General features: G+C 70.4%; 25 protein-coding genes and 1 pseudogene. 6 read left to right on the forward strand and 20 right to left on the reverse strand.

All coding sequences use genetic code 11. From position 1 onward, the window contains the following. Positions 1–4: 4 nt before the first annotated feature. Positions 5–364, reverse strand: a complete 360-nt coding sequence (locus ACZ7L0_RS34275; protein ID WP_007383963.1) for an NADH-quinone oxidoreductase subunit A — start codon at positions 362–364, stop codon at positions 5–7. A 754-nt stretch (positions 365–1118) separates the two neighbouring features. On the opposite strand from ACZ7L0_RS34275, the gene ACZ7L0_RS34280 reads away from it, so the two are divergent. Beyond that, on the forward strand, positions 1119–1931 hold the full coding sequence (locus ACZ7L0_RS34280) for a C40 family peptidase (protein ID WP_471246443.1): 813 nt from the start codon (positions 1119–1121) through the stop codon (positions 1929–1931). A 234-nt stretch (positions 1932–2165) separates the two neighbouring features. Here ACZ7L0_RS34280 and ACZ7L0_RS34285 read toward each other — a convergent pair whose 3' ends face one another. Continuing rightward, positions 2166–3500 (reverse strand): geranylgeranyl reductase family protein, encoded by a 1335-nt coding sequence (locus ACZ7L0_RS34285; RefSeq protein ID WP_471246444.1) that lies wholly within the window; start codon positions 3498–3500, stop codon positions 2166–2168. A gap of 49 nt (positions 3501–3549) precedes the next feature. On the opposite strand from ACZ7L0_RS34285, the gene ACZ7L0_RS34290 reads away from it, so the two are divergent. After that, entirely contained in the window at positions 3550–4068 is a 519-nt protein-coding gene (locus tag ACZ7L0_RS34290; protein WP_471246445.1) for a GNAT family N-acetyltransferase, read from the forward strand. A 115-nt stretch (positions 4069–4183) separates the two neighbouring features. Next, a complete protein-coding gene (locus ACZ7L0_RS34295) occupies positions 4184–4501 on the forward strand; it encodes a PASTA domain-containing protein (RefSeq protein WP_471246446.1) in 318 nt (105 codons plus the stop codon). On the opposite strand, the gene ACZ7L0_RS34300 is transcribed toward ACZ7L0_RS34295, so the two are convergent. From ACZ7L0_RS34300 to ACZ7L0_RS34315, 4 genes are read right to left on the reverse strand one after another with little or no spacing between them, the layout of a single operon-like run. Further along, positions 4488–5183 carry a demethylmenaquinone methyltransferase gene (locus ACZ7L0_RS34300; protein WP_471246447.1) on the reverse strand — a complete coding sequence of 232 codons (696 nt, stop codon included), beginning with the start codon at positions 5181–5183 and terminating at the stop codon, positions 4488–4490. The two genes, ACZ7L0_RS34295 and ACZ7L0_RS34300, sit on opposite strands and share 14 nt — an antisense overlap. Next, the gene (locus tag ACZ7L0_RS34305; RefSeq protein WP_471246448.1) at positions 5180–6385 is read right to left on the reverse strand and encodes an acyltransferase family protein; all 1206 of its coding nucleotides are present in this window, start codon (positions 6383–6385) and stop codon (positions 5180–5182) included. The genes ACZ7L0_RS34300 and ACZ7L0_RS34305 overlap by 4 nt, the downstream gene beginning before the upstream one ends. A gap of 20 nt (positions 6386–6405) precedes the next feature. Beyond that, complete coding sequence (locus tag ACZ7L0_RS34310) at positions 6406–8712, reverse strand: bifunctional polysaccharide deacetylase/glycosyltransferase family 2 protein (protein ID WP_471246449.1); 2307 nt, start codon at positions 8710–8712, stop codon at positions 6406–6408. 19 nt (positions 8713–8731) lie between these two features. Next, a complete protein-coding gene (locus ACZ7L0_RS34315) occupies positions 8732–9034 on the reverse strand; it encodes a hypothetical protein (RefSeq protein WP_471246450.1) in 303 nt (100 codons plus the stop codon). Between the two features lie 388 nt (positions 9035–9422). Here ACZ7L0_RS34315 and ACZ7L0_RS34320 point away from each other — a divergent pair, with 388 nt between their 5' ends. Then, positions 9423–10457, forward strand: a complete 1035-nt coding sequence (locus ACZ7L0_RS34320; protein WP_471246451.1) for a chitinase — start codon at positions 9423–9425, stop codon at positions 10455–10457. Here the strand turns inward: ACZ7L0_RS34320 and ACZ7L0_RS34325 are convergent. From ACZ7L0_RS34325 to ACZ7L0_RS34340, 4 genes are all read right to left on the reverse strand, one after another. Next, on the reverse strand, positions 10454–10903 hold the full coding sequence (locus ACZ7L0_RS34325) for an imidazolonepropionase-like domain-containing protein (RefSeq protein ID WP_471246452.1): 450 nt from the start codon (positions 10901–10903) through the stop codon (positions 10454–10456). The genes ACZ7L0_RS34320 and ACZ7L0_RS34325 overlap by 4 nt on opposite strands. A 7-nt stretch (positions 10904–10910) precedes the next feature. Further along, entirely contained in the window at positions 10911–12110 is a 1200-nt protein-coding gene (gene mqnC / locus ACZ7L0_RS34330) for a cyclic dehypoxanthinyl futalosine synthase (RefSeq protein WP_471246453.1), read from the reverse strand. 71 nt (positions 12111–12181) lie between these two features. Beyond that, positions 12182–12916 carry a prepilin peptidase gene (locus tag ACZ7L0_RS34335; protein WP_471246564.1) on the reverse strand — a complete coding sequence of 245 codons (735 nt, stop codon included), beginning with the start codon at positions 12914–12916 and terminating at the stop codon, positions 12182–12184. Then, on the reverse strand, positions 12913–15882 hold the full coding sequence (locus tag ACZ7L0_RS34340; RefSeq protein ID WP_471246454.1) for a BTAD domain-containing putative transcriptional regulator: 2970 nt from the start codon (positions 15880–15882) through the stop codon (positions 12913–12915). The genes ACZ7L0_RS34335 and ACZ7L0_RS34340 overlap by 4 nt, the downstream gene beginning before the upstream one ends. A 507-nt stretch (positions 15883–16389) precedes the next feature. On the opposite strand from ACZ7L0_RS34340, the gene ACZ7L0_RS34345 reads away from it, so the two are divergent. Together ACZ7L0_RS34345 and ACZ7L0_RS34350 are read left to right on the forward strand one after the other, a co-directional pair. Continuing rightward, the gene (locus tag ACZ7L0_RS34345) at positions 16390–17613 is read left to right on the forward strand and encodes a PP2C family protein-serine/threonine phosphatase (protein WP_471246455.1); all 1224 of its coding nucleotides are present in this window, start codon (positions 16390–16392) and stop codon (positions 17611–17613) included. A gap of 128 nt (positions 17614–17741) precedes the next feature. Continuing rightward, positions 17742–18161, forward strand: a pseudogene (locus tag ACZ7L0_RS34350) (hypothetical protein); the annotation flags it as partial. Between the two features lie 67 nt (positions 18162–18228). Here the strand turns inward: ACZ7L0_RS34350 and ACZ7L0_RS34355 are convergent. The 10 genes from ACZ7L0_RS34355 to ACZ7L0_RS34400 form a co-directional block, all read right to left on the reverse strand. Then, positions 18229–18960: a hypothetical protein gene (locus ACZ7L0_RS34355; RefSeq protein ID WP_471246456.1), complete on the reverse strand. Its 732-nt coding sequence runs from the start codon at positions 18958–18960 to the stop codon at positions 18229–18231. A 3-nt stretch (positions 18961–18963) separates the two neighbouring features. After that, positions 18964–19380, reverse strand: a complete 417-nt coding sequence (locus ACZ7L0_RS34360; RefSeq protein ID WP_471246457.1) for a Tad domain-containing protein — start codon at positions 19378–19380, stop codon at positions 18964–18966. A gap of 53 nt (positions 19381–19433) precedes the next feature. Continuing rightward, positions 19434–19859, reverse strand: a complete 426-nt coding sequence (locus ACZ7L0_RS34365; protein WP_471246458.1) for a TadE/TadG family type IV pilus assembly protein — start codon at positions 19857–19859, stop codon at positions 19434–19436. Continuing rightward, the gene (locus ACZ7L0_RS34370; RefSeq protein ID WP_471246459.1) at positions 19859–20311 is read right to left on the reverse strand and encodes a TadE family protein; all 453 of its coding nucleotides are present in this window, start codon (positions 20309–20311) and stop codon (positions 19859–19861) included. The genes ACZ7L0_RS34365 and ACZ7L0_RS34370 overlap by 1 nt, the downstream gene beginning before the upstream one ends. 44 nt (positions 20312–20355) lie before the next feature. Further along, positions 20356–20607 (reverse strand): hypothetical protein, encoded by a 252-nt coding sequence (locus ACZ7L0_RS34375; protein ID WP_471246460.1) that lies wholly within the window; start codon positions 20605–20607, stop codon positions 20356–20358. 85 nt (positions 20608–20692) lie between these two features. Continuing rightward, the gene (locus ACZ7L0_RS34380) at positions 20693–21613 is read right to left on the reverse strand and encodes a type II secretion system F family protein (RefSeq protein ID WP_471246461.1); all 921 of its coding nucleotides are present in this window, start codon (positions 21611–21613) and stop codon (positions 20693–20695) included. Continuing rightward, positions 21610–22584 carry a type II secretion system F family protein gene (locus ACZ7L0_RS34385; RefSeq protein WP_471246462.1) on the reverse strand — a complete coding sequence of 325 codons (975 nt, stop codon included), beginning with the start codon at positions 22582–22584 and terminating at the stop codon, positions 21610–21612. Before ACZ7L0_RS34385 ends, ACZ7L0_RS34380 begins: the two co-directional genes overlap by 4 nt. Before the next feature lie 5 nt (positions 22585–22589). Beyond that, positions 22590–23897, reverse strand: coding sequence for a CpaF family protein (locus ACZ7L0_RS34390; protein WP_471246463.1), 1308 nt, complete (start codon positions 23895–23897; stop codon positions 22590–22592). Then, positions 23894–24733, reverse strand: a complete 840-nt coding sequence (locus ACZ7L0_RS34395) for a hypothetical protein (RefSeq protein ID WP_471246464.1) — start codon at positions 24731–24733, stop codon at positions 23894–23896. Before ACZ7L0_RS34395 ends, ACZ7L0_RS34390 begins: the two co-directional genes overlap by 4 nt. Before the next feature lie 16 nt (positions 24734–24749). After that, a complete protein-coding gene (locus tag ACZ7L0_RS34400; RefSeq protein WP_471246465.1) occupies positions 24750–25478 on the reverse strand; it encodes a hypothetical protein in 729 nt (242 codons plus the stop codon). Positions 25479–25703: the final 225 nt, after the last annotated feature.

Below are 25703 nucleotides of genomic sequence, written 5' to 3' on the forward strand. Positions count from 1 at the left end.
CCCCTCAGTCCCATTCCAGGCCGCCGCGCCGCCACACGTACGCGTAGGCGACGAAGACGGTGAGCACGAAGAGCAGCATCTCCACGAGCCCGAAAACACCCAGGGCGTCGAAGGTGACGGCCCAGGGGTAGAGGAAGACGATCTCGATGTCGAAGACGATGAAGAGCATCGCCGTCAGGTAGTACTTGATGGGGAAGCGCCCGCCGCCGGCCGGCGTGGGGGTCGGCTCGATACCGCACTCGTAGGCCTCGAGCTTGGCGCGGTTGTACCGCTTCGGACCGATCAGCGTGGCCATGACCACGGAGAAGATCGCAAAGCCTGCCCCGAGGGCTCCCAGTACGAGGATGGGCGCATACGCGTTCACCGCTCCTCGCTCCTCTCAGTCGGCACTGACTGCTGGCGATGGCATCGGACCCACCGGCCTCACCGGTCCCACGAACCCCGCTCGTCCCGGGCGAAGATCGAGAACATGTGAAGCAGGTCACAAGCCCGACTGCCTCGCATCTTATGCCTGTCGCTCTGTGATCTGCGACACGGCGTATTACACAAGCTTTGTGATCTCCACCACCTGACGAAGGATCATGAAGTCGGATGAGCGGTGATCTTCGCACCGGAAGCGTTCGAGTGATCACCAGAGGTGACATTTTCGATCGTCGTCGCAGGCCGGAGGGTGCGTCTCAATATCAAGAGACTTCCCTTGCATGCAAATTCGCGCCGGACTTGGCGTCCTGCTAGTGGGTCCCGTTCACACATCAGAGGGAGGCGCGGGGTGGGATGTGGACGCGTGCACGCGTTCACGAAGTCCGGCGAGCGTGACCCGGCCGTGATCCACGCGCGAGACGCGGCCCTCGCGGTGACCGTTCCGTGACCTCCGCCACATTCATGAGAGCCCTCCAAGAACCGGGCTTGGCCACTGACCGCAACGGATGGTAAGCGGAGGGCAATTCGGGCGTAATCACGAAAACCCGTGATCATGGGCTTGATCAGCTGCGTCCGCAATGTCCGTTACGGCGTCAATAAAGAAGGACGCACCCGGACTTTGGGGCCTCGATTGAACAACTGTGGCGCAGCACACGTTTCTTGAAGATATGAAGGAGTCCCTGGTACCGCTTGTTCCCATGTCCCACACCGCTCACATACGCAGCCACCGGAAGCCCCGCCGCAGCGCGTCGAAAATCGCGATGCGGGCCGGAGTTGCCGGTGGCGTCCTCAGCACCCTGGCAGTCGCCGGGGCGTCCGGCGCGGCGAACGCCGCCGAGCCGGTGACGCAGACCCTTGAACTGCCCACGCTGACGGCCGATGTGGCCGCTCAGGTCGCCCAGTCCGCGGACGCCACGCAGCAGGCCGCCGCGAACTACGAGCTGCAGGCCGAGCGTGACGCTGCCGCCGCAAAGGCCGCGAAGCAGGCCAAGGCGGACCTCGCTGAGGCGAAGCAGAAGGCGGAGGCCAAGAAGAAGGCCGCCCAGGAGGCCGCCCGCAAGGCCGCCGCCGAGCGCGCCACGCGCAGCTCCGAGCGGACCACCCTTGCCGCCACCACGGCGGACTCCAGCACCTCCACGAGCACGTCCACGGCCACCGGTTCGGCCGCGGCGGTCATCAGCTTCGTCAAGGCGCAGATCGGCAAGGCCTACGTCTCCGGCGCCACCGGTCCGTCCGCCTACGACTGCTCGGGCCTGGTGCAGACCGCGTTCAAGCAGGTGGGTATCAGCCTGCCGCGCGTCTCGCAGGACCAGTCGACGGCCGGCACCCAGGTCTCGCTGAGCAACCTGCAGCCGGGCGACATCCTCTACTGGGGCAGCGCGGGCAGCGCGTACCACGTGGCGGTGTACGTGGGCGACGGCATGTTCGTCGGCGCGCAGAACCCGTCCACCGGCGTCGCCGAGAAGCCGCTGTCGTACGACCCGCCGACCGGCGCCGTGCGGGTGCTCTGACCGCACTCCACCCCATCGTGTGAAGGGCCGCAGCCGCTCGGGGGCCGCGGCCCTTCAGAGTGTCCCGGAATGCCCGGTTCGAACGTGACTAACCAAGTCAAGGGCGATTTGCGGGGGTTCGCGGCTCAGTGCGGGAGCGGAAGGAAGCGCTGCGGCAAGTGGCGGCCCGGCGGGAGGACGTGCATGCCCGCCGGGCCGCCGACGCGGAGGCCCTGAGCCGGGCCTCGAAGACGCTCACGCCTTCGGCGCCACCTTGCTCAGTCCGTTGATGATCCGGTCCATCGCGTCGCCGCCCGTCGGGTCGGTGAGGTTGGCCAGGAGCTTCAGGGTGAACTTCATCAGGAGCGGGTGGGTCAGGCCGCGCTGGGCGGCGATCTGCATGACCTTCGGGTTGCCGATGAGCTTCACGAAGGCGCGGCCCAGCGTGTAATAGCCGCCGTAGGTGTCCTTGAGGACGCGCGGGTAGCGCTGCAGGGCCAGTTCGCGCTGGCCCGGGGTGGAGCGCGCGTGGGCCTGGACGATGACGTCGGCGGCGATCTGGCCGGACTCCATGGCGTAGGCGATGCCCTCACCGTTGAAGGGGTTCACCAGGCCGCCGGCGTCGCCGACCAGCAGCAGGCCCTTGGTGTAGTGCGGCTGGCGGTTGAAGGCCATCGGGAGGGCGGCGCCGCGGATCGGGCCGGTCATGTTCTCCGGCGTGTAGCCCCAGTCCTCCGGCATGGAGGCGCACCAGGCCTTGAGGACCTCGCGCCAGTCCAGCTCCTTGAAGGAGTCGGAGGTGTTCAGCACGCCGAGGCCGACGTTGGACGTGCCGTCGCCCATGCCGAAGATCCAGCCGTAGCCGGGCAGCAGGCGGTCCTGGGGGCCGCGGCGGTCCCAGAGCTCCAGCCAGGACTCCAGGTAGTCGTCCTCGTGGCGCGGGGAGGTGAAGTACGTGCGGACCGCGACGCCCATCGGACGGTCCTCGCGGCGGTGCAGGCCCATGGCGAGGGACAGGCGGGTGGAGTTGCCGTCGGCGGCGACGACGAGCGGCGCGTGGAAGGTGACCTCGCGCTTGTCCTCGCCGAGTTTGGCCGTCACACCGGTGATGCGGCCGGTGCGGTCGTCGATGACGGGGCCGGAGACGTTGCAGCGCTCGTACAGCCGCGCGCCCGCCTTCTGGGCCTGGCGGGCGAGTTGCTCGTCGAAGTCGTCGCGCTTGCGGACCAGGCCGTAGTCGGGGAACGAGGCAAGATCGGGCCAGTCCAGCTGGAGCCGGCTGCCGCCGCCGATGATCCTGAGGCCCTTGTTGCGGAGCCAGCCGGCCTCCTCGGAGATGTCGATGCCCATCGACACGAGCTGCTTCACGGCGCGCGGGGTGAGGCCGTCGCCGCAGACCTTCTCCCTCGGGAACTCGGTCTTCTCCAGCAGGAGTACGTGGAGTCCGGCCCTGGCGAGGTGGTACGCGGTGGTGGAGCCGGCTGGCCCCGCGCCCACGACGATCACATCGGCGCTGTTGTCGGAGAGGGGCTCGGTCACGGCGGGTTCTCCCCAAGGTTCGTAATGTACGTGCCGACCGGCACTGGACATGGGCAGTCTATTCAGCAGAATTGATCACCCGGCTGAAGGGCTGCCCTCCGTGAACCGACCTCTCCCCGCGGTACGACTGCGCGTCCCCACCCACGAGGACGCGCTCACATGGCACCGGGTCTTCGACGACCCGGAGGTCATGGAGTTCTACGGCGGCAGGTCCGCGGCGCTGTCGGTCTACGAGGAGCTCACCGCGCGCCAGCGCCGGCACGACGCCGAGCGGGGCTTCTGCCTGTGGTCCATGCTCGGTGAGTCCGGTGAGGTGATCGGCTTCACGGGGGCCCAGCCGTGGCCGCGGGAGTGGGGCCCGCAGGGCGAGATAGAGATCGGCTGGCGGCTCGGCCGGGAGCACTGGGGCAAGGGGTACGTCACCGCGGCGGCGCGCGAGACCCTGGACCGGCTGCGCGCGGCGGGTGTGCCGGGTGTGGTGGCCATGATCGTTCCCGGCAACGAGCGGTCCATCGCGGTGGCCCGGCGCCTCGGCATGGAACCCGCCGAGACCTACACCCACCCCAGACTGGACCAGCCCGCGCTCTGCTACCGGCTCAGCCTCGCAAATGGTGACTGAGAGTAGTCGACTGTCACAGAAAGCCACCTGACGCTTCCGGGCGGGGTGCGGCGGGGTTACCCTTCCAGTACCGCTGGGGGTGACATCTGTGCGTATAACACCCAAAACACCCGAAGTGCGCGTGCCCCGTCTCGTCGGTCTGATGGCCGTGGACGCGCGTGAGACCGCCCAGGCGTGGGGGTTGTTCCTCAACGCGCCGGACCGGCCGGACTTCCCCCGCGTCGTCGTCGACTACGTCGTACGCCAGTACCCGCAGCCCGGCGCCGAGGTGCCGCGGGACTCGATGGTGTACGTGTGGTTCGACTTCGGTGAGGGAGACGGCGGCGGGGGGGTCCGCGAGCCGCGCATCCCCAGGCCGCCCAGGGGCGGACTGCAACGCGAGCTGGACGAACCGGGCGATCCGTACGCCGTCGCCGGGTTCAGCTGTCCTTGAAGCCTCGGTGCAGGGCCACCACCCCGCCGGTCAGGTTGCGCCACGCCACCCTCGACCAGCCCGCCTTGCGCAGCCGTTCGGCCAGCGCGGGCTGGTCGGGCCAGGCGCGGATGGACTCGGCGAGGTAGACGTAGGCGTCGGGGTTGGAGGAGACCGCCCGGGCGACCGGCGGCAGGGCGCGCATCAGGTACTCGGTGTAGACGGTGCGGAACGGAGCCCAGGTGGGGTGCGAGAACTCGCAGATCACCACCCGGCCGCCCGGCTTCGTCACCCGGTACAACTCGCGCAGCGCCGCGTCCGTGTCCTGGACGTTGCGCAGCCCGAAGGAGATCGTCACCGCGTCGAAGACGTCGTCGCGGAACGGCAGCCGCGTGGCGTCGCCCGCGGTGAGCGGCAGCCACGGGTGCTTCTTCTTGCCGACCTGGAGCATGCCCAGGGAGAAGTCGCAGGGGACGACGTACGCACCCGTGCGCGTGAAGGGCAGGGACGAGGTGGCCGTACCGGCCGCCAGGTCCAGGATCCGCTGCGCCGGGCGGCCGTCGACGGCCTTGGCGACCTCCTTGCGCCACACCCGGTCCTGGCCGAGCGACAGCACGTCGTTCGTCAGGTCGTACCGTTCCGCCACGTCGTCGAACATCGAGGCGACTTCGTGCGGCTGCTTGTTCAGGGAAGCGCGGGTCACCCCGTCATTCTTGCAGTACGCCCTCCCGGGACGAGCCTCGGCTTCTGCTTCGCCGCCACGTCCTCCACCCAGCCGCACGACAGGACGAAGACCCCGATCAGGATCCAGCCGATGCCGAACATGAACCACTGGCTCTCCAGCGGCAGGTACTTCTCGAAGGCGGGCACGTTCCAGAACTGGTCGATCAGCGGGACGGCCAGGATCAGCGCGATCTCGTGCCAGAGGTAGATCGTCACCGCGCGCGCGTTGAACACCGTGACGGTCCGGTCCAGCCGCTTGAACCGGGTGAGCCAGGCGAAGTCGATCCGGAAGTACGCCTTGGCCCACATCAGCAGCATCACGAAACCGGCCGACCAGAAGGCCTGGGCGAGCGGGTTCTCGTCCAGGTCGTACGTGCCGAAGTCGGCCTGGTGGGAGAGGGCGTACCAGCCGCCGTACCCGAGCGCGGCGAGGGACAGCGCGGCCACCAGGACGGGCTTCATCCGCTGGAGCACGCCGTCGCGGTGGGCGAAGCCGAGGATCCAGCAGAAGAGGTACGTCGACAGGTCCCACAGGGCGCTGCCCAGCCGGCCCTCCGGGCCGGACCAGACGAAGTTCAGCACCAGGACCGGCACGAGGGACAGCACCACCACCGGGACGGGGGCGAGCCGGAAGATCCGCAGCAGCAGCGGAGAGAGGAGCACGAACCAGAGATAGGTGCGCAGGTACCAGAGGATCTCCCAGGCCTGCTCGCCCCAGGCGTTGCCCGGCGGGTCGCCGAGCGGCACGATCCAGTAGACGATCTCCCAGCCCGGTATCCAGTCGTGGACCAGCATCGCCAGCACCACGAAGGCGCCCCAGAACCAGAAGGGCGGCAGGAGTCTGCGCAGCCGGCTCCTGAGCACCTTGAGCGCGGGGCGCTCCAGGGACTTGGCCATCAGGGTGCCGGCCAGGGCGAACATGACCCCCATGGAGGGGAAGACCATGCCGCACCAGGCCCAGCCGAAGGTGTGGTACGTGACGACGCGGACCAGGGCGACCGCGCGGAGGGTGTCGAAGTAACGGTCCCGGCCCGCGCCCGCGGCCTTCGGCGACGGGACCGGGGGCGGGGACGAGGACGGAGCGGGATCCGGGGCCGGGGTTGGCGATGGGACCGGGGACGGGGATTCCACCCGGGGCAGTCGCGCGGTGGCGGTGTCGGCCGCCGGGACCGGACGGATCACTCCTCTGCTGTGCGCGCCCATCAGCTCACCCCCGCCGGCGTCCCGACCTCACCCGTGCGCTTGAGCTTCTGCCAGCGCAGACGGCCACCGGTGAGGGCGGTGATGCTGGAGTGGATGAGGACGAGGTACATCATCTGGCGGTAGGCCAGCTGTTGCAGAGGCATCATCAGCAGGTAGCGGTACTTCTCGCGGTCCAGCCGGAAGGCGTACGCCGCGCACGTCAGCTGGACGCCGAGCACCGCGAACCAGGCGAGGAGCGCCGCCTGGAAGTCGACGAAGATCATCGAGTAGACGGTGAACACGTCGATGAGCGGAGCGAAGACGGGCGTGACGATCTGGAAGATGACCACCAGCGGCATGCCGACCCGGCCGAAGCGCCCCGAAGGCCCCTTGTCGGTCAGGGACTTGCGGTGCTTCCACAGCGCCTGCATGGTGCCGTACGACCAGCGGTAGCGCTGCGACCACAGCTGCTTGAGCGAACCGGGCGCCTCCGTCCAGGCCCTGGCGTGCTCCTGGTAGACGACCCGCCAGCCCGCGCGGTGCATGGCGATGGTGATGTCGGTGTCCTCCGCGAGGGTGTCCTCGCTCATGCCGCCGACCTCCAGCACGGCCTCCCTGCGGAACGCGCCGATCGCGCCGGGGATGGTCGGCATGCAGCGCAGCAGGTCGTACATGCGCCGGTCGAGGTTGAAGCCCATCACGTACTCGATGTGCTGCCAGGCGCCGATGACCGTGTCGCGGTTGCCGACCTTGGCGTTGCCCGCGACCGCGCCGACCTCCGGGTCGGCGAACGGCTGCACCAGCAGCCGTACGGTGTCCGGTTCGAAGACGGTGTCGCCGTCCATCATCACGACGATGTCGTGACTGGCGTTGCGGACACCGTTGTTCAGGGCGGCGGGCTTGCCCGCGTTCTCCTGCCGGATGACCCGGACGTTCGGCATGCCCAACGACTCGGCGATCTCGGACGTGTTGTCGGTGGAACCGTCGTCGACGACGATGATCTCGATCGGATGGGTGCTCTGCGCCAGCGACTTGAGCGTGTTGGCGATGCACTCCTTCTCGTTGTACGCCGGGACGATCACGCTGACCGGCCGGGTGACCGGCTCACCCCAGCTGAAGCGGCGTTTGTTGCGCTGTCTGTAGTGGCGCCGGGCGAGGATCAGCATCATCCCGAAGCGGCCCATCACGGCGACGCCCACGACGGCCAGCCCGACCGACAGCGTGGGCACCGTCCACTCGGCGACCGCGACGGCGACGATGAGGGCCTTGCCCTCGTAGAGGGTCATGCCGGTGGCCGTGCGGTGGGCGGCCTGGAGGCGGGCGGTGGCGCTCACGCCGTTCGGCGCGGTGCCGGTGCCGGGCGGGGCGCCGGTCGCACTGGCGCCGGTCGCACCGGCTTCTGCCGCACCCGCAGGCTGTCCGCCCGCCGCCCGCCGCTCCGCCGCGTTCTGCTTCTGGATGACGCCGCTGATGGTGGTGAAGGTGTAGCCCTTCGCCCTCATCTTCTTGATGTACTGCGGCAGCGCCTTGATCGTCTGCGACCGCTCGCCGCCCGCGTCGTGGAAGAGCACGGACGCGCCCTTGGTGCCCTTCGGGGCGGCCCACTGCACGATCTTCGAGACGCCCGGCTTCTTCCAGTCGTCGCTGTCGGTGTCGACGAAGACGCTGGTGTAGCCCTCCTCACCGAGCTTCTTGTAGACGGGCCAGCTGTAGTTGTCGATGGCGTCCGTCTCCGAGGAGTACGGCGCGCGGAACAGCGTGGTCGTGATGCCGGCCGCGCCCGCGAGGGCGAGCTGCGTCTGCTCCATCTCGCGGTCGACGCGGGCGTCGCTCTGGTACGACAGGTCGACGTGCGTGAAGGTGTGGATGCCGACCTCGTTGCCCTGCTCGACCATGGTCTTCACGATGCCGGGGTAGCGCGACACCATCGAGCCGACCAGGAAGAACGTGCCGGGCACGTCGTTCTCCCGCAGGATCTTCAGCACCTGCGGCGTCCAGGTCGGGTTCGGCCCGTCGTCGAAGGTCAGCGCGATGGTCTTGTCCGGCACCGAGACGGTGGTCGCCCGGCCGCCCCGGAAGGTGAGGATCGGGCCGCCGTCGAGGATCTTGTCGGGCACCTTGCCCGAGCCGGCGCCGGAGCGCACCCGCTGGTCGCCGCCGACCTCCGCGCGCAGATAGCCGTCGAGCAGCATCACGCAGGTCAGCGCCATCAGGAGCAGCAGAGCGAGGATGACGCGCGGTCTCTGCAGCGCAGCGGCCCGGCCCGCCGCCCGCTCCATGCGGGTGGGGGCTCGTCGGCGGCGGCGTGCGGGCGTCGGAGTGGTCATGGCAGGCCTGCCGTTCCGGTCAGTTGGCGGCCGCTGACGCGGACGCGCTCGAGGACGGGGTGGCGGTGCCCGTGGGCGGGGCCGACGGGCGGTCGCTCGGCAGACCGGCCGGGCGGCCGATGCCGCCCTGCGGCTGGAAGCCGCCCGGTGTCCGGCCGTTCTGGCCGCCTCCGAAGGGCAGCAGCGAGGACGGGGTGAGCGAGGTGCCCCAGCCCATGAAGGCGGCACCGAGCACACCCGCGTACGCGAGGCAGACGACACCGAGGAGGAGGCCGACGCGGCGCAGCACCTTCGACCGGCGTCCGGAGGTGTCAACGAACACGGGCCCCTCGGCGGACCCGTTGCCGCGTTTGCGGCGGCGACCACGCCCAGCGGCGGGGCTTTCGATGGCAGGCTCGGATTGCATTCCCCGAATATTAGGGAGGCTTTATGTGTTGACAATCCGCCTCCTTGTGAGGCGCCCATGAGAAACGGCTCAACCTGTCTTTTTGCTGAGAGTTTCTATGAACGCCTGCGCGAGCCTCCCGAGAGGGAAACAAGCCGAACATCCCTTTTGACAACCCCGATTGGCCCGATTCGTTCCACACTCCCCATGGATTTCCTGTGCATTCGTCAAACCATTGAACATCGGCTTCGTGTGAGACGTTTTCCTTTGGAATGGGACTTTGTTTCGAGCCTGAGACACAAATCACGAGAGCGGGTAACACGCAATGAGGAGTTTCCTGACACCGGTGGCCGGGCTCGTCTGCGTGTTTGCACTGGCCGCCACGGGGTGCTCCGGCGGGACCGGCGGCACCTCGGCGGCAGCGCCCGAGGCCACGGAGAACACCGGGAAGACCACCGGTTCGAGTACCTCGTACGCCCCCTACGTCAGCGCCACCGATGCCTCCGCCAACGACTCCGCCGGCTCCCCCACGACGTACAACCTCGCTTTCGTGATCGCGAGCGGCAGCGCATGCGTGCCGAAGTGGAACGGCGCCGACGCGCTCGACGGCTCGGCGGTGAAGTCCCGCGTCTCGCGGCTCAAGCAGGACGGCGCCACCGTCCGGGTCTCCTTCGGCGGGGCCTCCGGCAAGGAGCTGGCCGCGACCTGCGCCAGCGCGTCGAAGCTGGCCGCCGCCTACGCCGAGGCCCTGGACGCGGCAGGCTCCACCCAGGCCGACTTCGACATCGAGGGCGACCAACTGACCGACTCCGACTCGGTCGACCTGCGCTCCGAGGCGATCGCCCGGCTCCAGCAGGACCGCCCCGACCTGGAGGTCTCCTTCACCCTCCCGGTGATGCCCTCGGGGCTGGACGACGACGGACTGGCACTGCTGCAGTCCGCGAACGAGTACGACGTCCAGGTCTCCACCGTCAACCTCATGACGATGAACTACGGCGAGTCGTACGCCGGTGACATGGGCGACTACGCCCTCACCTCGGCCAGGGCCGCCCACACCCAGCTGAAGAAGGTCTTCGGCCTGTCCGACGCGAACGCCTGGCGGGGCATGGCGCTGACCTCGATGATCGGCGTCAACGACGTGGACAACGAGACGTTCACGCTCTCCGACGCCGCCCAGGTACGGAAGTTCGCCGAGGAGAAGGAGGTCGCGTGGGTGTCGATGTGGTCGACGTTCCGGGACCAGCAGTGCGACGACGACTCCGCGTCCGACGACGCGGCCACCGACTGCAGCGGGGTGAAGCAGGGTTCGGGGACGTTCGGGAAGGCGTTCGCGGGCCAGGCCGTGTCCGGCAGACCCTAACGGCGCCGGTGGACGAGCCGCCCCCCGCAGACGGTCGCGATGCACACGCCCGTGTCGTCGAAGACGGCGAAGTCGGCGCGGGTGGTCTCGCCGATCCAGGTCGGCCGCGCCCAGGTCAGCACGGCCACGTCGTTCCGCTCGGCGGCGGCCCGCAGTTCGGGCGAGTCGACGTGCTCCGCCAGGACCGCCACCGCCCCGAGCTTCAGCACCTCGTGAACGCGTTCACGTGGCGTCGGGGCGTCCGGCAACGGGCCCTGGTGGACGTGCGCGGGCCCGAGGACACCGGGCCAGCGCCGCACCCGCGCACCCGGATACCGCTCCATGAGCTCGCTGAGCGTCCCCACGGCCTCGACCCGCGTCCCCGACACGACGACGGCACCGTCCTCGACCGGCTCCTGCTCGTCCCAGACGCACCGCACCCGGTCCGCCGCGTGAATCGTCAGCACGACGAGCTCAGTTGGAAGCCAGCAGCTTCAACTCCGGGTGGGCCGTGCCACCCGCGATCGCCGTCGACGAGATGTGCGACATCACGCGCTCGTCGACGGGGTCGTTCGCCGGGTCGTCATGGACGACGAGGTGCTCGTACGTCGTCGAGCGCTGCGCCGGCACCCGGCCCGCCTTGCGGATCAGGTCGATGATCTCCATACGGTTGGAGCGGTGCTTGGCGCCGGCGGAGGAGACGACGTTCTCCTCCAGCATGATCGAGCCGAGGTCGTCGGCGCCGTAGTGCAGCGACAGCTGGCCGACCTCCTTGCCGGTGGTCAGCCAGGAGCCCTGGATGTGCTGGACGTTGTCGAGGAAGAGGCGGGCGATCGCGATCATCCGCAGGTACTCGAAGAGCGTGGCCTGGGTGCGGCCCTTCAGGTGGTTGTTCTCGGGCTGGTAGGTGTACGGGATGAAGGCCCGGAAGCCGCCCGTACGGTCCTGCACGTCCCGGATCATCCGCAGGTGCTCGATGCGCTCGGCGTTGGTCTCGCCGGTGCCCATCAGCATGGTCGAGGTGGACTCCACGCCCAGCCGGTGCGCGGTCTCCATGATCTCCAGCCAGCGCTCGCCGGACTCCTTGAGGGGGGCGATCGCCTTGCGCGGGCGCTCCGGCAGGAGTTCGGCACCGGCGCCCGCGAAGGAGTCGAGGCCGGCCGTGTGGATGCGGGTGATGGCCTCCTCGACGGAGACCTTGGAGATCCGGGCCATGTGCTCGACCTCGGACGCGCCGAGGGAGTGGATGACCAGCTGGGGGAAGGCTTCCTTGATCGCCGCGAAGTGCTTCTCGTAGTACTCGACGCCGTAGTCCGGGTGGTGGCCGCCCTGGAACATGATCTGCGTGCCGCCCAGCTCGACGGTCTCGGCGCACCGGCGCAGGATGTCGTCGAGGTCGCGGGTCCAGCCCTTCGCGGTGTCCTTGGGAGCCGCGTAGAAGGCGCAGAACTTGCACGCCGTGACGCACACGTTCGTGTAGTTGATGTTCCGCTCGATGATGTACGTCGCGATGTGCTCGGTCCCGGCGTACTTCCGGCGCCGTACCGCGTCGGCGGCGGCACCCAGCGCGTGCAGCGAGGCGTCGCGGTAGAGGTCGAGGGCCTCCTCGGGGGTGATCCGCCCACCGGCGGCGGCACGGTCGAGCACTGACTGGAGGTCGGCCTTCTCGGTCACCGGGGCGTCCCTTTCGTAAGGGTTGTGGACGGACCGAACCAGCCTACGCCAGCGCCTTCGCCGGGCCGACGTCAGGCCGTGTACGCGCCGATCAGGACCCCCGCGAAGGCCCCCGCGATCAGGAACGGCCCGAACGGGATCATCGTCTTGCGCCCCGCCCGCCGCGCGACGACCAGCACCCCTGCGTACACCGCCCCGAACAGGAACCCGGCGAAGGTCCCCAGCATCACCGTCGGCCAGCCGTACCAGCCCAGTACGGCCCCCATCCCGAGCGCCAGCTTCACGTCGCCGAAGCCCATGGCACCCGGGTTGACCAGCCACAGCACGAAGTACCCGGCGCCGAGCGCGAGGGCGCCCAGCAGCGCGGTGAGCCAGTCGCCGGCGTGCTCGGGCACGAGGGCGACCAGGGCGAGGAGCCCGAGGGCGGCGCCCGCGAGCGGCAGCGTCACCATGTCCGGCAGCCGCTGCACCCTCAGGTCCACCACCGCCAGCAGCACTCCCAGGGGCGCGAGCAGCAGCCAGACGCCGAGTTCGGGCCGGGTTCCGGTGGCGGCGGCGAGGGCGGCGCAGACGACGGCGGTGACGGTGGCGAGGAGCGGGGCGCCGGGGCCGTACGCCGGCTCGGACCGGTCGCAGGCCGTACACCGCGCCCGGCCGATCCACCCCGCGACGGGATGCCCGCCCGGGCAGCGGTCCCGCCACTCCTCCTCCGGCGGGACGGAGAAGCGGTAGGCGGCCCGGGGCAGCAGCGTGCCCGCCGCCGCGCCCCACAGCGCGGCGGCGACCACGAGCAGCGGGTCGGTCATCCGGCCGCGGCGGCGCCGTCGCGCCACGTCGGGAGCAGCTCGTCGAGCAGCGCCTCGGTGCGCGGCGGCAGACCGCGCGCCCCGCTGCGGCCGAGGAGGTCGGCGGCGAGGGTGCGCAGGCGGGCCGGGTCACCGGTGGCATGGGTGGCGCGCAGCAGCTCGTTCCACAGCCGCTCGTCGTCCGGGGCGGTCCGCAGGGCCGCGTTCAGCGCCTCGATGGCCTTCTCCGCACGGTCCTTCTCCAGGTGGAACGCGGACAGTGCGAGCCCGATGTCGGCGACCAGCAGCGGGAGTTGCGCGTCCACGATCTCGTGGGTGAGCCAGCGGTAGCGGCCCTCGGGCCGGTCGGCGAGCAGCGGGCCCCGGACCAGCACCAGCGCGTCGGTGAGCAGCCGTCCGCGTACGGCCCGGCTGTCGACGCCCTTGCCCTGCGTGGCCTCGTGGTAGAGGGAGCGCAGCACGTCGAGGTCGGAGACGACCGACTTGGCGAGCGTGAGCCGCCCGGTCCCGTCGGCGCGGAGGCGGGGGCCGCCGTCCGGGTCGGTGCCGAGCCAGACCCGCAGCCGCTCCACCAGCGCGTCCCGGACGTCCTCGGTGACGCCGCGCGGCCACAGCGCGGAGGCCAGCACCCGCGGGTGGACGCCCTCGCGGTGCAGGAGCAGCAGGGCGAGCGCCTCGTGGAGCAGCGGGCTGCGGTCGCCGTCCGGGGTGTCGAGGCCGATGATCTCGTACGGCCCCACCAGGCGCGCGTACACCGCGGGCCGCCCCTGTTCGCTGATGTCGACGAGGAACGGCGGGGTGTTGGTGGGGCCGTCCGGGTCGCGGTCGGGGTCGGCCTCGACGAACAGCTCGACCACCGCGCGCTGCTGGGCCGCGGGCAGGAGCTGGGCGTCGAGTTCCAGACCGAGGAGCGGGGCGAGCAGCTTGCCCCGGCCGGTGATCTCCATCTCCCAGGCGGCGCCGGGCAGATCGCCGTCGGTCTCGGTGCCGACCAGGTAGCCGATGCCGAGGCGGCTGGCGTCGGCGGCGAGTTCGGCGAGCTTGACGGCGTCCTCGGCGGAGGGCCGGGCGGCGAGCAGCACCAGGTGCGGGGCCCAACGGGTGTGCTGGGCGGGCCCGGTGCGGCCGGTGAGCACGGAGTCGTGCCCGGCAGCGCCCAGGGCGCCCCGCCGCTGCCGAGTCTCGGCCTCCATCGTCTCGATCAGCGCCTCGATGCCGTCGAGGTGGCGCAGCCGGTTGGGGGCGAGCGCGGTGAGGTCCTCACCGAAGCCGACGAGCGTGATGGTCATACGGTCCGACCAGCCGTTGGTGGCGAGTTCGGCGGCGACGGAGGCGAACACGGCGGCCCGGTCGGCCTCGCGCCCGCTCAGTGAGACGATGCCGGGCACCGCCTCCAGGTTGAGCAGCAGCCGCGAGTCGTCCATGGTGCCGAGGCTGACCAGGCCGGGGTAGGGGGCGGCGGTGTCGATGTCCTCGTACCGCTCGGCGTCGGTCCGGGCCAGCATCCAGAACGTCTGGTCCTGCCCGAGCCGCCACGGCGCCGGCGGCTTGCCCGACGGCTGGGCGAGCTGGAGGTGCAGATCGCCGCGGCTGAGCCAGGCGGCGTAGACGACGGGCAGCGCGCGCGACTCGGCGGCGAGGGAGGCGGCCAGCCCGCGCAGCGACCGGTCGAGCAGCCGTACGCCCTCGGGGTCGGCGCCGACCAGCAGCGCGTCCTGCACGTCCTGGGCGTCTCCGGTCGGCGTCGGCGGCTCCATGCCGCGCCGCCCGCCGACCGCCCCGAGCGCCGACTGCCACAGCGCCTGCCGCCGCCGGCGCCCCAGGGCGCCGAGGAGACCGGCGGCCAGCAGGGGGGCACCGATGAGGGCCTCGGGCAGACCGAAGGAGTCGTCGTGAGCCTCGGCGGCGGGCCCGGCGTGCTCCTGCTGATGCTGCCGTTCGTGCTGCCGCTGATGCTGATCCGCGCTGTCGTCCGGGGCGGGCCGCTGATGGGGCAGGGAGACATGCGCGGTACCGGAGCCGGTGTCGGATCCTTCGGCGTGATCCCCGGACTTGGCGTAGTCGTGGATCTGCTGCTTCACGTCCGGGGAGACATGCTTGGCGTCGGGCATCTCGACGAGCTCGCCGCCGTGCGCGTCGGCGGGCATCTCCATGATCCAGCCGGGCCGGATGAGGCTGGCCTCGGACAGCCGCGAACCGTCGGGCTGGACGCGGTCCTTGTTGAGCTCGTAGATCTCCTTGTACCGGCGCCCGTCACCGAGATGCCGCTGGGCTATCTCCCAGAGGGAGTCGTGGTGACGCCCCTCCGGCGGCTGGATCCGGTAGTACTTCGTGCCGCCGTCCTTGGCGGTTCCACCCCCCGCGTCGGCCTGGGCGGCGGCGTGGGAGGCCTGTTCGGCGAGGGCCGCCGCGGCGCTCGCGGCCTGCTCCCGCGGCTGCGTGAACAGGGTGCCCGGCGTCTGCTGCGCCGCTGCCACGGTGCCCCTCTGGTTGCCCTCCAGCTGGTGCCCGAGCTGCGAGAGCCCCGGCGTGAGGCTGGCCGCCGTGGCCCCCACGAGCAGCAGCGCGGCGACGAGCTGCCGGGCGAGCAGCTGACTGGGCCCGGCACCGGGCACCCGCCCCGGCAGCCCGACGCCGGAGAGCGCGGCCTTGACCTCGACGAGCACACAGGCGGTGAACTGGGCCCAGGCCAGCCAGACGATCACGGTGAGGATGTGGAGGAACGTCGACGTACTGATGTCCTGCATCAGCCAGTCCCGGGACGGCGCACTGTGCGGCAACGGCCAGCCCACCGACACCGCGAGCGCGCCCGGCACACCGACCACCAGCACCAGCAACGCGACGAACGCCAGGAACGCCTTCACGAAGTCCCCGAACGTCCGCTGCCGCAAGCGCACCGCCTGCGGCGTCCGATTCCGCGCGCCCGTAGGGCTTCCCGTCGAGCCTGATGTGCTGCGTCGCGCCATGGCGGGTGTCCTGGGTGGTGTGTGGAGGAGGGTGGTACGGGGGGGGTGGGCTGAGCCTACAGAGATCCTATTGAGTCGCACCGACAGCGTCGAAGGCTGAGGACACAACAACGGCCGCACGTAGCCGGTTCATCCCTGTTGCACCCGATAGGACCTCGGTGCGCCCCTTCCCCTCCTGATAACTTCGTTCCCTGCCGCACACGCCGACTCCGGCGGAGACTCAACGGTCAACTGTCCTTCTCCAGACTCTGGCGTGTCTCATGAGGCATGAGCCCGTCGAGACGACCGGCTTACGAGCACCTTGGCTCTGCTGCCAGGAATGGGGCGCCTTCGGCCAGGCCCCTCGTCGAGTTTTGTCCCAGAGCAGCCGAGGCGGCCGCATCCACGGGCGAATGCCGGAGCGTGACCGTTCACGGATTGACGCTCACTGCGACGGTTCCCAAGCTGGTGGGAGGGGCCGTGGAAGGGACGGCGGTCGTGAGTGGTGGACAGAGTGGACTTTCCCGATTGCTGACGGCAGCGGAGACAGCGGCGCCGGCGGACGCCGTCGACGTGATCGCGGAGGACCTGCGGCGGCGTTTCAACGCCACGAAGGTCTCCTTCCTCATCGTGGACCTGACGGGGAAGGCGGTGGCGCGGCTGTCCACCGCCGCTGCGGAGAGCGAGCGGGAGACGGAGCGGATCCCCCTGTTCGGCAGCGTCTACGAGGAGGTGATCCGTACCCAGCGGCTGTATCAGGAGGCGACCGGCCAGGGGCAGCGGGTGATCGTGCCGGTCACCAACCGGGGAGACGCGATCGGGCTGCTGGAACTGCTCCTGCCGACCGACCCCGGCGAGCCCGTCCTCGATGCGGTCGGGGAAGCCGCCCACGTCCTGGCCTACGTCGTGATCGCCAATGGGCGCTTCACCGACCTCTACACCTGGGGCAAACGCTCCAGGCCTCCCACGCTGGCAGCTGAAATCCAGTACCAGCTGCTGCCCCCGTCGCTGTCGTGCGAGGCTGCACAGTTCACCCTGTGCGGGAACCTGGAGCCCTCCGAGGACCTCAGCGGTGACTCCTTCGACTACACCCTGGACCGCGGCACCCTGCACGTGTCCGTGACCGACCCCATGGGCCATGACATCGATTCCGCCCTGACCGCCACGGTCCTGGTGGGCGCCCTGCGCGGCGCCCGCCGGGCGGGCGCCGGCCTGGCCGAACAGGCCCACCGGGCCGACCAGGCATTGATCGACCACGGCCACGGTCATGCCACCGGGCAGCTGCTGCGCATCAATCTCCACACCGGGCGGGCCCGGCTCGTCAACGCAGGACATCCCTGGCCACTGCGCATGCGCGAGGGGGCTGTGGAGGCGATCACCTGCGAGGTGGACCATCCCTTCGGGCTGTCCGGGCTGTCCGGGCTGTCCGGGCTGACCCCCCACCCGTACCGCGTGCAGGACCTCGATCTGCGGCCCGGTGACCGTCTGCTCATGTTCACCGACGGCATGCTCGAACGTCACGGCGAGAAGGTGGACCTGCCCGCCCTGCTGGAGCGCACCCGGAACCTGCACCCGCGGGAGACCACGCTGGCGCTGACGTCCGCAGTCCGGGAAGCCGCCGACGGCCGGCTCGAAGACGATGCCACCGCCGTGTGCCTGGACTGGCACGGCCCCCAGGAAGCCCAGCGGCACGTCAGCTCCGGCGCAGATACCCGGCAAGCCTCAGCCGCGCGCACGAAGCAGCAGCCGTGACCAGGCGCTCCCCCCGGACAATGCTGGCGCCCGGTGGGTAAACCTCCGCCTCGCCCTTGCCTGGAAGCCCGAGTTCTTGCCGTCCCGAGTCGCTACGGCGGTTGTGGGACCTACCCACATGAGACATCGCGAGGTGTCTGGAGAACCTTCCCACTTGGGTATGGCTGGACAAGGACACGTTCAAAGACATAAAGGTCCGGGCCGAACTCCCGAACACCGGCCTATGAGCCGAGACGACGGCCGAGCCGGTGGCACTCCACCTTGCACCGGGCACCGACGACGCCGAGACATACCCGGCCTCCGGTGACTGCGAGATCGACGACGGCTCGATCGGCACACCGTACGCGGCGGGTGACGCCGACAGGACCCCGCCGTGTGGCATCAGGTACCTCCGCGCCACCAACGGCAGCCCGTACCACCTGAAGGCCTCGATCACCTGGAAGATCACCTGGGAAGGAACCGGCGGCAGCAAGGGCGACCTGCCCGACGGCACCTTCGAGACCACGCAGGCCATGAACGTCCAGGAGATCCAGTCGGTGAACCGCTGACATTGCATCTGCTACCGGAATAGCACGCGTCGCACCGGCCGGCGGAAGGGCGCTCGGGGCGCCCTGGTCAGCGCCTGGCGGCCTCGCGGAGTACCGCCAGGGCGATGGCGAGGCGGCGGTCCAGCCAGGTTGCGTGGGGGTGGTATGTGCGGATGTTGTCGAGGTATTCGCAGGTCAGGGCCACCGGTTCGGGATCGGGGTCGGCGCGCCAGGTGACTGGCCAGTGCTCGTTCCTCGGGGTGGTGCGGGCGTCGCCTTCCGCGCCCAGGCTGAAAACGGAGTCGACGACGCTGCCGGCCAGTGCGCCCGCGCCGCGTACCGCCGTCTCCTTGCCGCGGGTCGCGATCTCCTTGGCGCTGCCCCGGGCCCACTTGTAGCGGGCCACGATGTCGGCGTGGCCGGGTTGCTGGAGCCACCAGCCGTGCTGGATGGCGCGTTTGGCGGGCGGGGTGCGGTGGAGGAGGCCGAGTTCCGTGCCGTCGGGGTCGGTCACGCGGTGGCGGGCGCCGCCCTTCTCCGGGGTCAGGGAGCACAGCGGCTCGTCCGGGCGGGTGGCGTCGTACAGCTCGTACGAGGGGGTCCCGGCCCTCCCGGCCCCATCGCCGAGCACCAGCACCGCCGGGGCGTGGTACCGCACCCCCTCGTGCGTCGTCGGCATCCGTACCGCCCACTGTCCCCGCACCGGCTTGCGGACGAGGGTGCCTGGGCGCAGCACCTCGCCCACCGTGAACCAGCCCGGGCTGTTCCAGGGGACGGGCGGGACCTCCGGCTCGGGCTTGTTTCGTCCGAGGAGTGCCATGGTTCAGCCGACCTCGTTCTCGGCGACCGCCCGGCCGTGCACGACGACGTTCCCGCCGTAGAACATGCCGGTGAACACCGGCTCGTACGTCAACTGGACCTCCACCTCGACCTGTTGGGCGTCGGCGGTCACGCAGTGGGTCGCGGCGATGTCCTGGGTGGTCATGTTCATCTCGGCGGCGAAGCGCTTCACGCGGGCGTCGCAGTCCTGGAACCTGATCGGCGCGGAGCCGCCCCGGTCGTCGTAGAGGGCCTCCTTGTCGATGTCCTGGGCGGCGTAACGGGCGGCCTGTTCCGCGATGTCGGCGGCGCGTTCGCGCTTGGAGACGGACAGGCCGCCGTCGATCACGAACGCGGCCAGGGAGAGGAAGACCAGGGCGAAGATGATCACCGCGCCGGCGCCCGAGCCGCGGTCGTCCATCCGCCGGGCCCCTCGCGTCGGGCGCGAGCGCCACCAGTCCCGTACGACATTCCTCACGCCGTCCTCCGGAACGGATCCAGCGGGGAGCTGAAGCTCGCCGACAGCCGTGTCGGGACGTCCAGGCCGAGCATCGCAAGGCCCCGCACCTGGCAGCTCACCTCGACGGTGAAGATGGTGTCGGGTTCGAAGCCCTGGCTGGTCTGGACGACGGACACCGGTCCGGAGCAGACGTCGGCCAGGTCCGCCTCCGCAGCCTTGCGCGCCTCGGCCATCGCCGTGGCGTGGTCCTTCTGGATGGAGCCCGCGCGGGCCGCGTCGCGCGCGGCGCCGTCGATCGCGCCCCGCCCGTCGACCAGTTGGCCGAAGGCGACCAGCACCAGGATGAACAGGATCATCACCGGGGCGAGGATCACGACCTCGACGGTGGACAGGCCCCGGTCGTCGGAGGTGATCCGCGCACGCGGGCGGGAGAAGCGCATCAGTTCTCCCCCTCCTTCACGAACCGCTCCACCGGCCCGGCCGACTGCGCGTGCACCGTCAGGTCCAGTCCGGGGAACACCGTCGGCACCCGGGCGGTGATCTCCACGCCGACGGTGTTCTGCTCCGGTTGGATCATGGTCACGTCCGGCGACAGCACGAGCTGGGGGCCCAGTTGGCGGATGTAGGAGTCGACCACGTCGCGTGCCTCGCCGCGCCACCCGCCGGGCTGTTCGTCGGCCGTCGCGCGGGCCTTGCGGGCGCCGGCCTGGGCGGCGGCCTGGGCCACGTGGTCGGCGAAGAAGTACAGCGCGAACTGGACGGTCGCGAAGATCATGAAGAAGAGGACGGGGGTGAGGAACACGAACTCGATCGCGGTCATGCCGGAGTCGCCGGTCCGGCCGCGCGCGGCCTGAGCCCGGCGGCGCGCCCATCCGCGCACGCGTGCACGCATCCCCGTCGCCATCCCCGTCGCCGTCCCCGTAGTACGTACTTCGGTCAGCAGGTCTTGCTGGCGTCCGCACCCTTGATGCAGTCGCCGACCTTGTTGGCGCCCTCGCTCAGCGCGGAGTTGATGATCGCGGCGACGACGCCGACGATCGCCACGACGACGGCGGAGATGATGACCCACTCCACCGCGGAGGCGCCCCGGTCGAGTTCGCCGGAGCGGGCCCGCTGGACGCGGCCCTGGAAGAAGGTGACCAGGAAGTCCACGGCCGGGATCCCGGTGCTGACGTTCCGTCCGTTCATGGATCGGTTCATGGATCCGTTCATGAGTCCGTTCATGATCAGTTGTCCTCTCGAGACAGCAGTTGGCAGAAGTTCTGGAAACGGCTCACACCTGGAACACCCGCATCGCCGCCGGGAAGATCAGGAACACCAGGAATCCGGCGCACAGCAGCAGCTGGGCGACGAGCATCGACTGCGACTTCTCGCCCGCGCTGCCCTCGATCTCGGCCAGTTCGCGGTGGCGCATGGTCTCGGCGCGGGAGGCGAGGGACTCGCGGACCTTGGCGCCGTCGTCGGCGACCAGGGCGAGCGACGCGGAGAGGTCCTTCAGCTCCTCCACGCCCAGCTCCTCGCCGAGCGCGCCCAGCGCCTGCCACTGGCTGACGCCGGTGATCCGGGCGTCGGCGAGGGCGTTGCGGATGCGCTGGTTGGCCCAGCCGTCGGAGACCTCGGCCGCCGCCATCAGGGCCTCGGGCAGGCCCCGGCCGCCGGCCAGGCTCATCGACACCAGGTCGAGGTAGGCGCCGATGACCCGGCGCAGGTCCCGCCGCTTCTCGGCCGCGTCCCGCCGTACCTCGAGGTCGGGCAGGAAGAAGAACACGGCCGCGCAGAGCAGGGCGAGCCAGACCGGGACGACCGGGCTGGAGCCGAAGCCGAGCGTCCAGACCACCGCGAACAGGAACGGGCCGAAGAACAGTCCCGCCGTGGCCAGCAGCACCTTGGTCGCCAGGAAGTTCTCCCAGCTGCGGTCCAGGACCGCGAGGTCGGCGCGGAGCGAGCGCTGCTCCCAGCCCTGCTGGAGGTAGAACTCCGAGACCCGGGCGCCGACCTCGGCCCGCAGCGAGCCGAGGCGGCCGGTGTCCTTGGCCTGGCGCGCGGACTCGTACGCCGCTCCCCGCGCCCGCATCGCGTCGATCCGCGCGACCTGGGCGACCGCGCTGCGCTTGGTCGGCATCAGGGCGCGGACGAGGGCGTACACGCCGAGGCCGAAGACCACGCCGACGACGACCGGCATCGTCAGGTTCACCGGCGTACACCTTCTTCCGGTAGCGGCTGCTGCTGGGCGGGCGTGCGGGGTCGTACGAACTGCACACCCGACTGGTCCCGCACGAGGAAGCGCTCCGGCGTCTCGATCGTCGACAGCTTGCGCAGCCACCAGAAGCCGAGCGCGAACAGTCCGCAGACCACGGCGAGGACGAGCTGTCCGACCGCGGTGCCGTACGGCTCCACGAACTCCCGGTTGAAGATGGAGAGTCCGAGGACGAAGGCGATCGAGACCGCGACGACGATCTGCACCGAGCGCCGGGTCGAGGCGCGCTGGGCCATCACGCGCTGGCGCATGTCGACCTCCTCGCGCGCCGACTTGGCCAGCGCCCCGAGAACCTGGCGCAGACCGGGGCCGCGGAGGCGGGCGTTGAGGATCAGGGCCGCCACGATGATGTCCGCCGACGCGTCGTCGATCTCGTCGGCGAGGTTCTGCAGCGCGTCGGGCAGTGGCGTACGGGCGCGCAGACGGTCGACCAGGGCGTCGAGGTGGGGGCGCAGGACGGGGGCGGCGGCCCGCGCGGAGGCGGGGATGGCCTGCTCCAGGCCGACCGCGCCGGCGATGGTGTCGCGCAGGGACTCCGTCCAGGAGGCGAGGGCCTCCACCCGGCGCATGGCGGCGCGCTCTTCGGCGGCGCCGCCGAAGAGGCGGTCCCAGAAGAAGACGAGGACACCGGCCGCGATGCCGGCCACCGCCCAGCGGGTCAGCAGCAGCACGGCGAGCCCGACGATCGCGGCGAGCGAGCCGCGCTGCCCGGCGAACCGGATGAGCTCCGCGGCCCGTTCGTCGGCCTTGTGCTTCTCGTGCTCGGGCTTGGCGGGCAGGCCGCGTACGGCGATCAGGAGCAGCGCGAGTCCGCCGCCGACGGCGACACCGGAGCCGATCGCGTACAGGACGGTGGTGGAGAACAGTCCGCCCAGGGAGCCGAGCGAGCCGAGTGCCGCGTAGGTCATGCGGCTCACCCCCAGCTTCCGTTGGGCCGGTAGCCGTGGGCCATCAGGTCCTCCAGGCAGGCCAGGGGCGCGTGCGGTACGACGCGTCCGTCGGGGGTCTCGGCGAACACCTCGCTGGACAGCACGCGGCCGTCGACGCCGTTGACCTCGCGGACGGAGGTGACCATGCGCTGAAGTCGGCCGCCCGTCTGGTAGTTGTTGCGCCGCTGGAGGAAGACGACGAAGTTCACCGCGCCCGCGATCAGCATCTGGCTGGCCTCGATGGGCAGCCGTTCGGAGGCCTGCAGCGCGTATGTGGAGATACGGTTGAAGACCTCGCTGGAGCTGTTGGCGTGGATCGTGGACAGCGAGCCGTCGTTGCCCTGCGACATCGCGTTGAGCATGGTCACGATCTCGTCGCCGAGAACCTCACCGACGATGACGCGGGAGGGGTTCATACGCAGCGACCTTCGCACGAGCTCCGCCATCGAGATGGCGCCCTGGCCCTCGGAGTTGGGCAGCCGCTCCTCGAAGGCGACGACGTTCGGGTGCAGGTCGGGGAAGGTGTCGAGGCCCAGTTCCAGGGCCCGCTCGACGGTGATGAGCCGCTCGTGCGGCGGGATCTCGTTGGCGAGCGCGCGCAGCAGGGTGGTCTTACCGGCGTTGGTGGCACCGGCGATCATGATGTTCTTGCGGGCGCGCACCGCGCAGGCCATGAAGTGCGCGACCTCGGGCGTCAGGGTGCCGTTGCCGACCAGGTCGGAGATGAACACCTTGCCCATGCGCGCGCGGCGGATGGACAGCGCGGGCCGCCGGGCCACATCCATCACGGCCGACAGACGCGAGCCGTCGGGCAGCCGCAGGTCGAGCTGCGGGTTGGCGGAGTCGAACGGCCGGGAGGACAGACCGGAGTACGCGCCCAGCACCTGGATGAGCTCGATGAGCTCCTCGTCGGTCTCGGCGACCGGCTCCCCCCTCGTCTCCCGCCCGTCGGAGTAGCCGACGAAGACCTGGTCGCAGCCGTTGATGTCGATGTTCTCGACCTCGGGGTCGTCGAGCAGCGGCTGAAGGCGCCCCACCCCGAACAGCGCGGCGTGCACGGCGGCCGCGTACTGCTCCTCGGTCTCCGCGTCCAGCGGCGTACGGCCCGCGTTGATGTCGGCGCGGGCGTACTCCTCCAGGATCTGGGCGATCACCGCGCGGGCGTACTGCCGCTCGTCCTCCGTGGACATCGGCGTGACACCGGCCACCTGGTCCTGGCGGCGCTGCTCGGCGATACGGTCGCCGGCCTCCTGCCGGAACCGCTTGACCAACTGGTGGTCGACAGCGGTCATCGCCCGGCCCCCGCGTGGGGCTCTTGCGTCGGTACGGTCCAGGCGGCGCCGTACTGCTGGTGGAGGTCCGCGGTGACCTTGCGGGCCGAACGGATCAGCAGGGACTTGTCCAGGCGCCCGCGCTTGCGGCCGGCCAGCTGGTCGGCGCCGGCCGGGTCGTCCGCGATGGTGCCGATGACCCGGGCGCCGGTCTGGGCGTGCACCAGCATGTCGTTGACCTGGTTGACCAGCTTGCCGGAGCCGCCCGGGTCGGCGATCAGGACCACGCCGATCAGCGGGGTGGCGAGGGCGGCTGCACCGCGCGGGCCGCCGTGCAGCTTGGCGGAGAGGGCGGCGGCGCGGTCCCGGACGCGGGCGATGGCCTCGGGTTCGGTGCGCGAGACGAGAAGGATCAGGGCGGCGTGCGGGAACAGCTCCACGGCCGGGGTGTCCCCGCTGACGCGTCCGCAGTCGGCGATGACGTCGGCGGGCGCGTTCGGGGAGTCGGCGAGGGCGGCGAAGGCATGGCCGAGGGTCGGCCAGAGCCCCGCGAGACCGGCGGCCTGCTCGGCGATACCGAGCCCGACGAGAACTTCGAGCCCTCCGCTCAACGGCTGCACGTGATCCCACAGTTGGTCGGGAACCAGACCCCGCCGGGCGGTCGCGGCTATGGACAGCATGCCGGTGTTCGGGTTGAGCGGCCCGCCGTGCGCGGCGGCACTGCGGTACACCAGGTCCCCGCCCGCCGGGTCGGCCTCGGCCAGCAGCACACGCCGCGGCCAGACCGCCGCGAGGGCGACGGCCGCGGTGGTGACGCCGGGGGAACCCTTGTCGGCGGCGATAGCGATGAGCGCCATGGGTGGGGCCGCCTCTTTAGTTGCCGTTGCCGGGAACGTGCACGATGGCCACCGCACCGGCGGACGCGGCGCGCGCCACGGCGGCGGAGTCGGACTCGTCGACGAGCAGCGTGAGCAGGAGGTTGCCGGTGCTCACCGTGGCGTCGCTGTTGTCGGACTTGGTGTTGACGCGGGCGTTGCCGACGATGAGTCCACCGGAGGAGGCGGACGCCGAGCCGGAGTCGCTCTTGTCGGTGCCCGAACCGGAGTTACCGCTGTCGACGTTGTAGACGGCGACGGTGTCACCGGGCTTGATGTCCGCCGGGTACTGCCCCTCCTTGAGGGACACACCCACGGAGGCCTTGCCGGCCGGCAGGGAGCTGCCCTTGGCGAACATGTCGCCGATGACGACGGTGCCCGCGTAGATCGTGCTCTTGGCCTTGTACGCCCTGAGGGTGTCGAGCTGTTCCCACTTGACGTAGTTGATGGTGCTGTCATCGGCGACCATGACGGACGTCGTGTTGCTGCTGTTGACGGACTCGCCGGCCTGGATGTCCTTCGTCACCTTGACGACCTCGATCCGGTCCCCGGCCCGCAGTACGAGCGTCGTGGCACCCAGCGCACCGAGCAGGATCAGCAGCACCGCGAGCGCGGCCAGCGCGGGCTTGCGCTCACGCGGAGGAGTGGGAAGCCGGTCCCCGACCGACGGCTGAGCCGGAGCGACGGAACGACCGGCGCCCGCCCCCGTACGCTCTTGGATCTTCACGCAACCGCTCCCCGTACACCCAAGAAATGTCTGCCAATTCCCCTGCAAAAACGGACACTTCATCCCCGATGCTCTTTGCCGGACATTCCAGCGCCGGGGCCAGTGTCAAGCGATCGCACCGTATCAGCCGCACATAAGCCCCTCAAGGCGCGTTCGGACTCCTCGACCTCACGCGACTCGTCGTTGCGCTCTGCAACTCAAGCTGTGCACAGGCCGGTTGAGCAA

The organism is Streptomyces sp. NPDC039424, from assembly GCF_055639495.1.

Bases quoted from the DNA above. Each gene is read 5' to 3' on its own strand.
- ACZ7L0_RS34355 (WP_471246456.1), bottom strand. From the start codon at position 18,960: ATGGCACTCCTCGGACGAAACAAGCCCGAGCCGGAGGTCCCGCCCGTC.
- ACZ7L0_RS34360 (WP_471246457.1), bottom strand. From the start codon at position 19,380: ATGGACGACCGCGGCTCGGGCGCCGGCGCGGTGATCATCTTCGCCCTG.
- ACZ7L0_RS34335 (WP_471246564.1), bottom strand. From the start codon at position 12,916: ATGACCGACCCGCTGCTCGTGGTCGCCGCCGCGCTGTGGGGCGCGGCG.
- ACZ7L0_RS34365 (WP_471246458.1), bottom strand. From the start codon at position 19,859: ATGCGCTTCTCCCGCCCGCGTGCGCGGATCACCTCCGACGACCGGGGC.
- ACZ7L0_RS34310 (WP_471246449.1), bottom strand. From the start codon at position 8,712: ATGACCACTCCGACGCCCGCACGCCGCCGCCGACGAGCCCCCACCCGC.
- ACZ7L0_RS34280 (WP_471246443.1), top strand. From the start codon at position 1,119: ATGTCCCACACCGCTCACATACGCAGCCACCGGAAGCCCCGCCGCAGC.
- ACZ7L0_RS34375 (WP_471246460.1), bottom strand. From the start codon at position 20,607: ATGAACGGACGGAACGTCAGCACCGGGATCCCGGCCGTGGACTTCCTG.
- ACZ7L0_RS34390 (WP_471246463.1), bottom strand. From the start codon at position 23,897: ATGACCGCTGTCGACCACCAGTTGGTCAAGCGGTTCCGGCAGGAGGCC.
- ACZ7L0_RS34320 (WP_471246451.1), top strand. From the start codon at position 9,423: ATGAGGAGTTTCCTGACACCGGTGGCCGGGCTCGTCTGCGTGTTTGCA.
- ACZ7L0_RS34395 (WP_471246464.1), bottom strand. From the start codon at position 24,733: ATGGCGCTCATCGCTATCGCCGCCGACAAGGGTTCCCCCGGCGTCACC.
- ACZ7L0_RS34340 (WP_471246454.1), bottom strand. From the start codon at position 15,882: ATGGCGCGACGCAGCACATCAGGCTCGACGGGAAGCCCTACGGGCGCG.
- ACZ7L0_RS34370 (WP_471246459.1), bottom strand. From the start codon at position 20,311: ATGCGTGCACGCGTGCGCGGATGGGCGCGCCGCCGGGCTCAGGCCGCG.
- ACZ7L0_RS34385 (WP_471246462.1), bottom strand. From the start codon at position 22,584: ATGACCTACGCGGCACTCGGCTCGCTCGGCTCCCTGGGCGGACTGTTC.
- ACZ7L0_RS34285 (WP_471246444.1), bottom strand. From the start codon at position 3,500: ATGTCCAGTGCCGGTCGGCACGTACATTACGAACCTTGGGGAGAACCC.